We start from the raw sequence: 12,263 nt of genomic DNA, 5'->3' as shown, positions 1-12,263 counted from the left end.
ACTCAAAATTAGGAGTCCGAACATGCGAGTAGCGCTGTTTTCTACTTGTATCGGCGACGCCCTCTTCCCCGACGCGCACAAAGCCACTGCCATTGTGCTTTCCCGCTTGGGCTATGACGTTGTCTTCCCCGACCAACAGACCTGCTGCGGCCAGATGCACGTGAACACCGGCTACAAAGAGCAGGCCATCCCGATCATCGAAACATACGTCGACGCATTCTCGGACCCGTCGATCGACTACGTCGTCGCTCCGTCCGGCTCCTGCACCGGCGCCGTGCGCGAGCAGCACGTCCAGCTGGCTGAGCGCTTCGGCTCTAAGGCTCTTGTCGACGGCGCGAAGACCGCCTCGAAGAAGACCTACGACCTCTCCGAGTTCATCGTTGACGTCGCCGGCACCTACGACGTGGGCGCGTTCTTCCCGCACCGCGTGACCTATCACGCTTCCTGCCACTCCAAGCGCTTCATCAAGGTGGGCGACCGCCCCATCGAGCTCCTGCGCCACGTCGAGGGCATCGAGCTGGTGGACCTGCCCAACGTGGAGGAATGCTGCGGCTTCGGCGGCACCTTCTCCGTGAAGATGCCGGAGGTCTCCTCCGCCATGGTTTCCGACAAGGTGCGCCACATCAAGGACACCCAGGCTGAGTACGTCACCGCCGGTGACTCCTCCTGCCTGATGAACATCGGTGGCGCCCTCTCCCGCCAGCACATGGGTATTCGCTCGGTGCACATGGCTGAGATCCTGGCCTCCACCAAGGAGCACCCGCTGACCCCGACGTCCGCGGCGTACAAGAAGGAGAAAATGCTGTGAAGGTTGCACTCGGCCAACCCACCATGCCGCCGTTCGCAAGCGGCCCGTCCCACCTGCGCGGCACCGAGAAGTTCCAAAAAGCTGCGCACCACGAGCTCAACGACGTAACCAAGCGCCGCAACTACCAGTACGCGACCACCACCATCCGTGTGAAGCGCCAGGCAGTTGTGGACGAGGTCGACGACTGGCAGGACCTGCGCGAGGCAGGCTCCACCATCAAGCGCGACGTCATCGCCCGCATGCCGGAACTGCTGGAGCAGTTCGAGCAGAACGTGACCGCACGCGGCGGCCACGTCCACTGGGCACGCGACTCCAAGGAAGCCAACGAGATCATCCAGGACCTGGTCAAGGCCACCGGCGAAGACAAGGTCGTCAAGATCAAGTCCATGGCCACCCAGGAAATCGCCCTGAACGACGAGCTGGAAAAGGCCGGCGTCTTCGCGCAGGAGACCGACCTGGCTGAGCTCATCGTGCAGCTTGGCGAGGACTTCCCGTCCCACATCCTGGTCCCGGCTATCCACCGCAACCGCGCGGAGATCCGCGACATCTTCACCGCGAAGATGCCGAACACCGATGACACCCTGACCCAGGATCCTGCTGAGCTGGCAGAGGCCGCCCGCAAGTTCCTGCGCCAGCAGTTCATGGAGGCCAAGGTGGCCATCTCCGGCTGCAACTTCGGTTGCGCGGACACCGGCACCGTCTCCATCGTCGAGTCCGAGGGCAACGGCCGTATGTGCCTGACCCTGCCGGAGACGCTGATCACCGTCATGGGCATTGAGAAGCTGCTGCCGTCGTTCGAAGACCTCGGCGTGTTCCTGCAGCTGCTGCCGCGTTCCTCCACCGGCGAGCGTATGAACCCGTACACCTCTCTTTGGTCCGGCGTGACCGAGGGTGACGGCCCGCAGAACTTCCACATCGTTCTCTTGGACAACGGCCGCACCGCTGCCCTGTCCAACGAGATCGGCCGCGAAGCACTGAAGTGCATCCGCTGCTCTGCCTGCCTGAACGTCTGCCCGGTGTACGAGCGCGCCGGCGGCCACTCCTACGGCTCCACCTACCCGGGCCCGATCGGCGCAATCCTCTCCCCGCAGCTGACCGGCATTGAGTCTTCCGACGACCCGAACGGCTCCCTGCCGTACGCGTCCTCCCTGTGCGGGCGTTGCAACGAGGTTTGCCCGGTGAAGATCCCGATCACGGACATCCTGCTCGAGCTGCGCTACCAGAAGGCCAAGAACGAGCCGAACCAGGTCGAACGGGCTGCGTTCGCTTCCCTGGCGCAGGTTTGGGGCCACAGCGGCGTGTGGGACAAGCTCGTGCGCATGGTCGCCCTCGGTCGCGTGCTCGGCGGGTTCAACGGCAAGATCGAGACCATGCCGCCGCCAATCTCCGGCTGGACCGAGTACCGCGACGTCGCCGTGCCGCCGAAGAAGTCCTTCCGCCAGTGGTGGGACACCGACGAGGCGGAGCGCTTGCTGTCGGAGGCCCGCGAGCAGGGTATCCCCAGCGACCAGCAGGTTTCCGGCAAGCGTTTCGAGGAGGACAAGTAAATGACTACCCGCGTATCCGGCGACTCCGCCCGCGACACCCGCAACGAGGACGCGAAGCGCGAGATCCTCAAGCGCATCCGCGACGCGCAGCAGCTGTCCAACGCGCCTGAGTCGGTTGAGATTGTGCGTAACTACCACACCTCGTCCGACCTCGGCGCGGACGAGCTGCGTGAGATCCTCATCGACCGACTCGTCGACTACAAGGCCGACGTCGTGCAGACCACCGAAGAGTCACTCCGCGAGGACATCCTCAAGGTGCTCGCAGACCGCGAGTGCAAAGAGATCGTCTACGCCCCCGGCTTGGACGCCTCGCTCTTCGACGGCTTCGACGGCACCGCGCGCCCGGACAGCAACGACTCCGACCCGCGCAAGCTTGGCGACGTCGATGCCGTGGTCACCGACTCCCACGTGACCTCCGCCCAGACCGGCACAATCGTGCTCGAGTCTGGCGACGTCTGCGGCCGGCGCGCTCTCTCCCTGGTTCCGGACCGCCACATCTGCATCGTGCGCCCGGACACCGTGGTCTACGGCGTGCCGGAGATGATCTCTCGCATTGACCCGGAGCGCCCGGCGACCATGATCTCTGGCCCGTCCGCTACCTCCGACATCGAGCTCGTGCGCGTCGAGGGCGTGCACGGCCCGCGAGACCTCATCGTGATGGTCGTGAAGTAGCCGGCTTCCTGGCATAGCGAAACGGCCGGTCCCGTTCGGGGCCGGCCGTTTCGCTGTCATTGTTTCCCGTGTCGCGCCGTTCCCGCGGCGCGCATGAATCATTATGGGGCGCCCGCGTTGCAAAACCATGGAGTGCACCTGAGAGTCGGTTCTGGGTTGGTTCGACATTCCATCACCGCGGGCAGCCACACCCAATTTCATCGCGGACGCGGCCGAGTGCTACTCTTTAGCGCATTGTCTTCGTAGCTCAGTGGATTAGAGCATCGGTTTCCGGTACCGAAGGTCGCAGGTTCGAATCCTGTCGGGGACACCCTGTGAAGTCTCGAGACATCGTTCCTACGGTGTCTCGAGATTTTCGTTTTCGGGTTTCCCGGGGGTGGGTGAGTTCGTTATGCGTCTTGTTGTAGTAGATGAACAGTAGAGGCGCCTGCACTCAGTGGCTGTGGCTTGGTTCGCTCGACGGCGGGGTTTTGCAGCGCTCGATGACGGTCTTGTTGCTGCAATCACGCAGGACTGGCTGCGGGTAGGTGTTGGGGTCTGAACCAAGAGGGGTGCGCCCGGTCGGGGCCGTTTGGAACGCTGCCGCTACGTCAGAGCCCGAAGGCTCCGCCGCTGACGAGGATCACGATACCGAGGCCGATGAGAACGATGGGAAAGAGGATGTCCTCCCAGCGTTCGAGCACTTCCGCGATCGGGGGGCGGGTGGCGACGAATTTTGCCAGTGCCACCAGGACCGCAACGAGCGCGAGGAAGATAACGCAGTAGGCGACTACTGCGAGAGGTTCCACGCTGAGGAATACAGGGGTGTAGACACCGATGTTGTCGCCGCCATTGGCAAACGTGACGCCTGCGACTGTCCAAACGCCGACCTTCTTGCCGGCAACCTTGGCCTCGTCGTCATCGTCGTCATCGTCTCCGCGCCAGGCCTCCCATGCGGCCCAGAGGCCGATGCCCAGAGGGATGAGACCAAAGTATGGAATAGCTGCCGGGGGCAGAAATGCTCCGGCGCCGATGGTCACAAGGATCGCGGCGACGAGGATGCCGGCAAATCCGAGGTACTGGCCGGCCAAAATACGGGCGGTGGTGCCGCTCTGGCCTGCCCCTCGTGCGAAGAAGAGGGAGAGAACGATGATGTCGTCGATGTTGGTAGCTGCGAACAGGCCTATCGCCTGCAAGACCGTGGTGAGGATCATGCGCCCTCCCCAGCTACGTCGCATCCGGGAAGCGAGCAGGCGGGATCGATGCACGGGGCATCTTCGTCTACTGCCAGGGTGGCATCGACCAATGTATTCAGCGCCTGCGCCAGGTGCGGATCGGCGATCTCGTATCGCGTCCGACGCCCCTCGGGCTCGGAGACGACGATCCCACAATCGCGCAAGCATGCCAGGTGGTTGGACACGTTCGGGCGTGTCAGGTCCAGATCTCGGGACAGTTCCGCCGGGTAAGCGGGATGGTCGAGCAGGGTCAAGATGATCCGGGATCGAGTGGGGTCGGCCAGTGCACGACCCAGGCGGTTCATCACGTCGAGACGCGAAGCAATAGTCAGCATGCACTGAACTATACAGCGAGCACTGAACTAGTCAAGTTCCGGGTAGCGGTGCAGCTGTGTGTGCTGCTCAAGAGACAGTGGAAGGAGCAGAGATGACAGAGATTCCAGCAAAGTTGCGAAAACAACGTCGCCAGCTCGAGATTCAAGATGCGCACAAGCCTGGCGTAGTTCGCGAGACCCGTTTTCAGGCCCAAGCAATGACCCGAACGGGACAACACTCGATGGCCTCATCATCTTGAACCGAGAAGGCTCGAACAAACCTATCTACCTCATCCCCAGCCTCGACTCGATTCCCGTTTGCAGCGGGGACACCTCGGGGTTCGACGACCGTTCGCGCCGCCAAGGAGAGCCTGGCCGGATGGATTGCCGTGAGGGACAACGAGGGAGACAACACTGGCGACGGTGCATACGTGGTTGAACCACGCTCGTTTCTGATGATCGGCCCATGTGCGATTTGTGCCGCGCCGAAGGCAACCGAATTGGCTCGAGTTCCGGAGCTTTGAAAGTTTCCGCTCGAACCGTAAGTCACCGGAGGTGCTCACCTTTGGCGAGCTTGTCAAGCGTTCACGGTGGAGTGGGGAGCTTGACTTCTGTCGTGTAACCGGAGGCGAAACTGCGTGTAACCGGGGTATAGCAGTGGATCTGAGATAACTGGTCAGAAGTTTCCTGAAACCCCCGACCTGGGGGTTTACATCACCGCGGGGTGGAGCGCCAAGTCATCACGGCGCCAGCGACGGTGACGAACGCGATGCCGGTGACCATGCGGACGGTCAGTGAGTCGCCGGCCACCAGCCATCCCAGCAGCGAACCCACTACCGGGTCCAGCGCGAACAGGGTCCCCACCACCGCAGCCGATGAGTAGCGGGCGGCGAGTGTGTCCGCCACGTATGGGATAACCACCCCAACCAGTGCGGCGATTGCGAGTACCGCCACAGCGTGGAGGTCCAGTGCGGTCACCTCTTGGAACGTAAAGGGTAGCGCCACCAGGGCGGCCACAGACACGGAAATTGCAAGATCGCCCAGGCCCCCTTCCGCCTTGCCGAGGCGCTCAGCGTAAACGGTGTATAGCCCGAAGAATGCGCCGGCGAGCAGGCCGAAGAGGATGCCAAGCCTGTCGAGCCCCGACGACGGTCCCGCGATCAGCACCACCCCGACAAAGGCCACAATCGCCCAGTGGCGTTCCTTCGAGTGCCGCAAACCGAAGAACGATACGCAGGCGGGGCCCAGGAAATCGAGGGTGACTGCAACACCGAGCGGGATGCGGTCTACAGCGGCGAAGTAGAACTGGTTCATCGCGGCTAGTGCCACACCGTAGACGCCCGCGTTCATCCAGCGAGCGCGGCTGAAGCGCCTCAGTGGCGGCCGAAATACAACCAACATGATGGCGGAGGCCAACACGAGGCGGAAGGTGGACACCGCCACGGTACCTAGCTGCGCAAACAGCGTTGAGGAAATCAGTGCGGAGGATTGAATTCCGAGGGATCCGATGAGGACGAGGAGGACCGGACGGACGTCGATAGGCTGTTGTGTTCTCACGGCACCTCCTGCTGAAGATCACATATTCATACCATGTTGTGGGCCGAGGAGGTTGACACGTCACCTCTCTGTACGTAGCATCGCTGCCGTCCGTAGTTGACGCATCAACAACAAGGAGAATCGAATGAGCAACTTGACCGGCACGTACAACCTGGACCCCGCCCACTCTTCCATCAGCTTCACCGTGCGCCACGCGATGGTGACCAAGGTCCGCGGCGAGTTCACCGACTTCGACGCCACCGTCACCATCGCGGAGGACCCAGCCGCAAGCTCCGCCTCCGGCACCGTGCGCACCGCCAGTGTGGAAACCCGCAACGCCGACCGCGACGCGCACGTGCGCGGCGAGGACTTCTTCGCCGTCGAGCAGTACCCTGAGATGACCTTCACGGCCACCAGCTTCGACGTGGACGCGCAGGGCAACGGCACGGTCACCGGCGACCTGACCATCAAGGAGACCACCAAGCCGATCACCTTTGACGTGGAGACCTTCGGCGTGGAAGAGGATCCGTTCGGCAACACCCGCATCGGTTTCGAGGCTCGCACCACGATCAACCGCAGCGAGTACGGCATCAACTTCCAGGCACCGCTGAACTCCGGCGGCATGCTGGTCAGCGAGAAGGTCGGCATCGAGATCGAGGGCTCCGCGATCAAGCAGTAGCTTATCCACGAGCGCCTCGCCGCATAGCCCAGTACACTGAATTGCTGTGCTGAGCAGGAGAACATTCATGTCCGCCACGACAATGGCGGGCATTTTTGCGCTTGCGGGGTGCGCGAAACCGCACCATGCGGTCGTCACCGAGACGGCAACGGCCATCTCTACCGCGCGCGAGACGGTGACAGCGAAGGCCCGCCCCGAGCGCTACGCCGGCCGGGTGCCGGTGAACTTTGGCACCTCGATGCCAGGCATCGCAGAGACCGTGCCTGCAGCCGCGGGCGCACGCACGATTGCGCTCACGTTCGACGCGTGCGGAGGCCCCCACGGTTCGGCGGTGGACCAGCGGCTCGTCGATACGCTGCGCGAACACGCGGTGCCCGCAACGCTCTTTGTCAGCTCGACGTGGGTGGAGGCGAACCCAGAGACCACCGCGCGTCTGGCCGCGGATCCGCTGTTCCGGCTGGAAAACCACGGCACACGCCATTTGCCGCTTACGGTCAACGGCGCGGCCGCGTACGGCATCCCCGGCACCCGGAGCCCGGCGGAGGCGATGGCGGAGATCGACGGCAACCGCGAGCTACTCTCCCGCTACGGGGTCGAGTCGAACTGGTTCCGGGCCGGCACCGCCCACTACGATGACGTCGCTGTCGATATCGCGCGAGACCGCGGAGTGACCATTGCGGGCTACACCGTCAACGGCGACTTCGGCGCTACAGCAACGCCCGAGCAGGTCGCCGGGAACATTGTCAGCGCCCCGGACGGCGCAATTGTGCTTGCCCACATGAACCACCCGGGCTCGGGCACGGCCGCGGGTGTGCACCGCGCGCTCGAGCAGCTGCGCGGCAGCACCATCCGGTTCACGTTTGTGGACGGCACTTCCCCCTAATACTCGGCGGGCATGATGATCCAACCAATGATATAGGCGAGCAAGCCCGGGAAGATCCCCGCGAGTGCCAGCAGCACGAAGATCACGCGGACCACCGCCGCATCCACGCCGAGGTACTTGGCCACGCCACCGCACACGCCGGCGATGTACTTATCGGACATGGAGCGCTCAAGCCGCTTCGGGGAGTTATCGGGGTTAATGTTCTGAGGGTTATACGGGTTGGACACGGCAATCCTCTTCTCTGTAGACGTCGCTTGGTTACCTGCAGCCCATCAAACCCCTGCCCGTCCCCTGCTGCAAGGGCGAGCCCTAAGACGGCAGGTCGTCCGCCGCGATCACGTCGGTGAGGAATTCACGCAGCGTTGCGGCGCGGTCGTCGTCGAGGTGGTCAAAAACGAGGCGTCGGACCGTTTCCACGTGGTCGGGCACGGCGTCGCGCAGTCGCGACAGGCCCTCGTCCGTCAGCGTCACCAAGACCCCGCGAGCGTCTCCCGGGCACTTGCATTTGGTGACCAGGCCTCGTTTGGCCATCCGGGTGACTTGGTGCGACGCCCGCGAGCGGTCCCAGCCAAGTTCGGCGCACAGATCACGCAAGCGAAGGGTGCGCTCGTCCGCCTCCGAAAGCACCACCAAAACCGCGTACTCGGATGAGGAGATCTCGCTGCCGGCCTGCAGCCGCTCGTCGATCGTCCGGGATACTGTGGTGAACCCGGCGATCATCAACCGCCAAAGATCCTGCTCGTCCTCCTCAAGCCAGTGCGGTTGCGTACTCATACGCGGTGATGTTAGTCCACGGCGGAGGATTTCAGTTCATCCATGGACAGCATGCGGGCAGCGTCGACGCGGTCAAAGCGCTGAGGAAAGCAGGTCAGGACGATAACCTGTGCCGATTTGCCCACCTGGGTGAACAGCGAGTTCATGCGAGCGAGGCGCTCTGGGTCGGTGGCGCCTAAGGCGTCGTCCACCACGACCGGCACCGGCGCCGTCGCGCCGCTCGCCGTGACAACGTCCGCGATGGCGAAGCGCGTGAGAATCGCCAGCTGCTCCTTGGTGCCGCCGGAAAGCTGCTCGAGCGGCACGCTCACCCCGTCGACAGTGCGCTCGCTGACCGTGAGGTCGTCGGCCAGGTTGAAGTCGACGCTCGGCCCGAACAGCACCCGCGCTCGTGCCCGGATGGCATCGTTGAACGGCGCCGAATACCGGGCGCGCGCCGCGTCGCGGTGTGCGTGCATGGTGTCCCGCAGCAGTCGCGCGGCCTCCGCCCGGCGAGTAGTGCGTGCAAGCTCGGTTTCCGCAGCGTCGAGCTCCGCGGCTGCGCGGTCGGCCTTTTCAGCGGCTCCGGCCGCGATCTCAATGCGCCCGGTCAGCTCGGTGACCCGGTTGTGCGCCTCGGCCTTTCGCTTCTCCAGGTTGCGCAGACGGGTCTTCGCGCCGTCGAGCATCTGCTGCGCCAATTCTGGGTCGGCGTCGGCGAGTTCCGCCGCAAGCGCTGCGTGTTCTTGCTTAGCCTCACGTTCTTCCTCGAGTGCGGCCTCCACAGATCGGGTAAGCGTTTCCGTGGATGCAGTCTGCTCGGCCATCTCCAGCTCGGTGGCGGCGTGAGATGCCTCCGACTCTTTGGCCTCGAGCTTGGTGTGCAGCACCGTCAGCTCGCTTGCCGCCGTTTTGTCGGCGTAGGGCTTGAGTGCAGCATCGGCGGCATCGACGTCTCGTTCTGCCTCCTCTAACGCCAGTTGTGCCTGTTTGACGTCAAGTTCTGCGTCCTGCTCGTCCTGGGCCGCGACGTCGCCGTCGAGGCTGGCAGCGAGTTCCTCCACCTGGGCAGTGAGGCGGTCCCGTTCAGCTTCCAGCTCGTCCGCTCCGGTTCCTGCCAACGCGTCGTCGCGGCGCTGACGGGCGGCTTTGAGCTCCGCCTCGTGCGCTTTGCACGCGTCGCGGGCAGCACGGGCTTGCTCGAGGGTGTCGCAGCCGGTCTTTTCCAGCGCGCGGGCAACGGAGTCTTCGGCATCCTCGACGGCGCGGCCGGAATCTCTCGCGCCCTGGGCAGCGCGAAATACCACGCCGAATTCGCCCAGAGTCAGCTGTGTGCCCTCGAAGACGGCAACCGTTTCCGTGCCGTCGACTGCCAGCGACTCCCCGTTGACCTGGATAGTCGCGCCGTCCGCGGTGATTTCCAACTTGGCGGAGGCCGCGTCGCGCAGCCGGCGTTGCAACGTGAGCTCACTGTCGGCCTCTTCCAGCGCGCGGACATCCGCGTCCGTGACCTCGGGGCTCGGGGCGGATTGCAACAGGGTTGCGTAAGCCTCCGAGGCTTCACGGATGCGGTGGAGCTGGTCGGTGACTTCCGTGAGGCGTCGAGAAGCGCGGGTGCTGTCGCGGGCGTGTTCGGCCTGGCGCAGCGCGGCGCGGGCGGTGCTCACGCGAGCTTTTGCGGAATGCAGCGCGTCGGTCAGCTCTGCGATCTTCTCCGATTCCGCGTCGCGGGCCTGCTGTGCCGGGGCGAGTTGCTCGCGCAGTTCCTGTTCTTGGCCTTGCAGGGCGGCGACACGGGCGGCAAGGGCGGCACGATCGTTGAGGTCACGCTCGGCGCGTTCGCGGGCGGCGGTACGGCGGGCCAGGCCGTCTGCTGCGGTCTGCGTTTTTTCCCGCAGCTTGCTGGCCTGGTCGTACTCCGCCTCGCGCTGGGTGAGCTCCTCGGTGGCCTCGGGCAATTCTGCGTCGGCTGCGCGTATCTCGGCCTCGCGGCGCGCGACCTCATCGACGAATGCCGAAAGGTTGTCCACCTCTGTTTGGGCCGTGCGTAGCGCCGCTCGTGCCGCATCCACGGCATCGGCTTTAGCGGTGACAGAGGCTTTGGGTTTTGGTGGGGAGGAGGCCGTCCAGTAGCGCGAATACTCTGCCTCTATCGCCTGCATGAGCGCGGTGTCTTCCTCGCCGGAGTGGTCCCCGCCCGATTCCGCCTCGAGCGCCTGCGAAATCGAGGGGATGCCGGCTGCCGCGATGCCCGGTTCAAGCTCGCCCTGGCGCAGGAATAGCGTGGACGCCAAGTTTGCGTCCATTTGCTCGGCGATGAGGCGCGCGAGCTCGTCGTCGGCCTGGCGCCCGGTGAAGTTTTTGTGCACCGGCGAGTGGATCTGTAGCTCAGCCAGCTTGCCTTTCAACCAGCGCTTGCGGATGGTGAAGGTGGTCTCCCCCACTGTGGCGGTCAAGGTGACCTCCGGCGACGCGTCGCGGCCCACGGGTGCAAACACCTTGATCTTCTTCCCGCCGGCGGAGTGGCGTTCTCTCAGCACGGTGTCAATGGCATCGAGAATTGTGGACTTTCCGGCCTCGTTGTCGCCGTGGATGACAATGACACCGGTGTCCGGCAGGTCGTGCAGTTCGAGGTGCTCGATGGCACGGAAGTTATCGATGGCAAGGTCGTGGATGCGCATGAGTTAATCCACCTCCTTGGTGAGCCGGAAGAGGAGGTTGACGGCATCACGTGCTGTCGCCCGCTGTGTCTCGTCCGCGGGGCTTCCCCCTGCAGCTTGGCCGACGAGCTCACGCATCGCATCGTGCGCGTACCCGGTCAGGGGCAGATTCTGCATCTCCTCGTCGCTGGGCTCCAAGTGCAAGCTCATCAACCGCTCGCGAGGATATAGCGCCGCGAAAATCGGCTCGAGATCCGCCAGCTCCCGCTCGAGCGTGCGCGTGTCCTCCAAGCCGAGCGTGCCCGACAGCGCGTACTTGATCACGGTGCGGTCCTTCTCCGGGTACGCCTTGAGATCCCGGATCACGCCGACGACGTCGTCCGAATCTGCAACCTCCCAGAAGCGGGCTTCGAACGTCCACGTGCCCACCGGCACCTTCTCCACCTCTACATTCGATTCGGTCCCCTCCTTTTCCACGGTGACGACGAGCGCGTTGCCGGAATCCACCTCACCGCCGGCCACTCCCGGGGTGCGGTCAAAATAGTCCGTCGTCTCCGGCGAGCCGGAGAACCAGATACGTTGCGACGGGGTCAGCGCGGACGTCGAGTGCGTGTCCCCTAACGCCACGTAATCGATGACACCGCGCGCAATCGCGGCGTCGAGATTCGCGACATCGATTAACGCTTGCGTCTCCTCCGCACCGAAACCATCTGCCTGGCCGTGCCCGACGAGCACGCGGATCGCGTCTGTCGGTGCTAGGTCCCGAACGGCCTTCGCGCACAGGTCCTCCGAGGCGTGCTTGGTCAACAACGGCGCGCCGATAACCTCCACGCCTTCGCGCACCTCCACGGGGGCTGAATCCGACAGCACGGTCACGCCCTCGATCCCCTCGGTGCGGTGGAAGATGCTGTCTGCGACCAGCGGGTCGTGGTTGCCGGGCAGCAAGTACACCGGCACGAGCAGCTTGCGCAGCGCTTCCATGGCTCGACCGCGCGTGACGGGCTCAAGCGAGTTGTGCTCGAAGACATCCCCGGCCACGACGATGAAGTCTGCGCTACGCTCCTCGGCGATCTCGCCGAGGCGGGCAACTGCACGCAAGCGGGCGTCGTCGAAACGAGACTGCGCTTCGGGCGAGAGGAATTTCCGCCGCATGCCCAGCTGCAGGTCCGAGGTGTGGATGAAGGTGGTCTGCCTCAT

12 protein-coding genes and 1 tRNA gene are annotated in these 12,263 nt (G+C 64.2%); 6 read left to right on the top strand and 7 right to left on the bottom strand.

Annotated elements, in window-relative coordinates; genetic code table 11:
* Positions 1-22 precede the first annotated feature (22 nt).
* The 4 genes from CUREI_RS04850 (at position 23) to CUREI_RS04835 (ending at position 3,337) form a co-directional block, all read left to right on the top strand.
* Positions 23-808, top strand: a complete 786-nt coding sequence (locus tag CUREI_RS04850) for a (Fe-S)-binding protein (protein ID WP_038611052.1) — start codon at positions 23-25, stop codon at positions 806-808.
* On the top strand, positions 805-2,355 hold the full coding sequence (locus tag CUREI_RS04845) for a LutB/LldF family L-lactate oxidation iron-sulfur protein (RefSeq protein ID WP_038611050.1): 1,551 nt from the start codon (positions 805-807) through the stop codon (positions 2,353-2,355). Before CUREI_RS04850 ends, CUREI_RS04845 begins: the two co-directional genes overlap by 4 nt.
* Positions 2,356-3,027 carry a LutC/YkgG family protein gene (locus CUREI_RS04840; protein ID WP_051952214.1) on the top strand — a complete coding sequence of 224 codons (672 nt, stop codon included), beginning with the start codon at positions 2,356-2,358 and terminating at the stop codon, positions 3,025-3,027.
* Between the two features lie 236 nt (positions 3,028-3,263).
* Positions 3,264-3,337, top strand: a tRNA-Arg gene (locus tag CUREI_RS04835).
* A gap of 280 nt (positions 3,338-3,617) precedes the next feature.
* On the opposite strand, the gene CUREI_RS04830 is transcribed toward CUREI_RS04835, so the two are convergent.
* The 3 genes from CUREI_RS04830 to CUREI_RS04820 all read right to left on the bottom strand — a co-directional run bounded on the left by CUREI_RS04830 (position 3,618) and on the right by CUREI_RS04820 (position 6,112).
* Positions 3,618-4,220, bottom strand: a complete 603-nt coding sequence (locus tag CUREI_RS04830; protein ID WP_038611048.1) for a cadmium resistance transporter — start codon at positions 4,218-4,220, stop codon at positions 3,618-3,620.
* Positions 4,217-4,576, bottom strand: a complete 360-nt coding sequence (gene cmtR / locus CUREI_RS04825; RefSeq protein ID WP_038611046.1) for a Cd(II)/Pb(II)-sensing metalloregulatory transcriptional regulator CmtR — start codon at positions 4,574-4,576, stop codon at positions 4,217-4,219. Before cmtR ends, CUREI_RS04830 begins: the two co-directional genes overlap by 4 nt.
* A 693-nt stretch (positions 4,577-5,269) precedes the next feature.
* Positions 5,270-6,112 carry an EamA family transporter gene (locus tag CUREI_RS04820; protein ID WP_051952213.1) on the bottom strand — a complete coding sequence of 281 codons (843 nt, stop codon included), beginning with the start codon at positions 6,110-6,112 and terminating at the stop codon, positions 5,270-5,272.
* 124 nt (positions 6,113-6,236) lie between these two features.
* On the opposite strand from CUREI_RS04820, the gene CUREI_RS04815 reads away from it, so the two are divergent.
* Together CUREI_RS04815 and CUREI_RS04810 are read left to right on the top strand one after the other, a co-directional pair.
* Positions 6,237-6,770 (top strand): YceI family protein, encoded by a 534-nt coding sequence (locus CUREI_RS04815; protein WP_038611044.1) that lies wholly within the window; start codon positions 6,237-6,239, stop codon positions 6,768-6,770.
* Between the two features lie 67 nt (positions 6,771-6,837).
* A complete protein-coding gene (locus tag CUREI_RS04810; protein ID WP_236627264.1) occupies positions 6,838-7,653 on the top strand; it encodes a polysaccharide deacetylase family protein in 816 nt (271 codons plus the stop codon).
* Here the strand turns inward: CUREI_RS04810 and CUREI_RS04805 are convergent.
* The 4 genes from CUREI_RS04805 to CUREI_RS04790 all read right to left on the bottom strand — a co-directional run bounded on the left by CUREI_RS04805 (position 7,650) and on the right by CUREI_RS04790 (position 12,263).
* Positions 7,650-7,880, bottom strand: coding sequence for a PspC domain-containing protein (locus tag CUREI_RS04805; RefSeq protein ID WP_051952212.1), 231 nt, complete (start codon positions 7,878-7,880; stop codon positions 7,650-7,652). The two genes, CUREI_RS04810 and CUREI_RS04805, sit on opposite strands and share 4 nt — an antisense overlap.
* A gap of 82 nt (positions 7,881-7,962) precedes the next feature.
* Positions 7,963-8,427 (bottom strand): MarR family winged helix-turn-helix transcriptional regulator, encoded by a 465-nt coding sequence (locus CUREI_RS04800; RefSeq protein WP_038611038.1) that lies wholly within the window; start codon positions 8,425-8,427, stop codon positions 7,963-7,965.
* An 11-nt stretch (positions 8,428-8,438) separates the two neighbouring features.
* Positions 8,439-11,087: an AAA family ATPase gene (locus tag CUREI_RS04795; RefSeq protein ID WP_038611028.1), complete on the bottom strand. Its 2,649-nt coding sequence runs from the start codon at positions 11,085-11,087 to the stop codon at positions 8,439-8,441.
* Positions 11,088-11,090: 3 nt separating this feature from the next.
* Positions 11,091-12,263: a metallophosphoesterase family protein gene (locus CUREI_RS04790; protein WP_038611025.1), complete on the bottom strand. Its 1,173-nt coding sequence runs from the start codon at positions 12,261-12,263 to the stop codon at positions 11,091-11,093.

Source organism: Corynebacterium ureicelerivorans (genome assembly GCF_000747315.1).
In the GTDB taxonomy this organism is placed as follows: Bacteria; Actinomycetota; Actinomycetes; order Mycobacteriales; family Mycobacteriaceae; genus Corynebacterium; species Corynebacterium mucifaciens.
Note: the sequence above shows the minus strand (reverse complement) of the source record. Positions and strands in the feature narration are given on the sequence as shown.

Coding starts and splice junctions, on each gene's coding strand:
- CUREI_RS04850 (WP_038611052.1), top strand. CDS start 23: ATGCGAGTAGCGCTGTTTTCTACTTGTATCGGCGACGCCCTCTTCCCC.
- CUREI_RS04840 (WP_051952214.1), top strand. CDS start 2,356: ATGACTACCCGCGTATCCGGCGACTCCGCCCGCGACACCCGCAACGAG.
- CUREI_RS04830 (WP_038611048.1), bottom strand. CDS start 4,220: ATGATCCTCACCACGGTCTTGCAGGCGATAGGCCTGTTCGCAGCTACC.
- cmtR (WP_038611046.1), bottom strand. CDS start 4,576: ATGCTGACTATTGCTTCGCGTCTCGACGTGATGAACCGCCTGGGTCGT.
- CUREI_RS04815 (WP_038611044.1), top strand. CDS start 6,237: ATGAGCAACTTGACCGGCACGTACAACCTGGACCCCGCCCACTCTTCC.
- CUREI_RS04810 (WP_236627264.1), top strand. CDS start 6,838: ATGTCCGCCACGACAATGGCGGGCATTTTTGCGCTTGCGGGGTGCGCG.
- CUREI_RS04800 (WP_038611038.1), bottom strand. CDS start 8,427: ATGAGTACGCAACCGCACTGGCTTGAGGAGGACGAGCAGGATCTTTGG.
- CUREI_RS04795 (WP_038611028.1), bottom strand. CDS start 11,087: ATGCGCATCCACGACCTTGCCATCGATAACTTCCGTGCCATCGAGCAC.
- CUREI_RS04790 (WP_038611025.1), bottom strand. CDS start 12,263: ATGAGGCAGACCACCTTCATCCACACCTCGGACCTGCAGCTGGGCATG.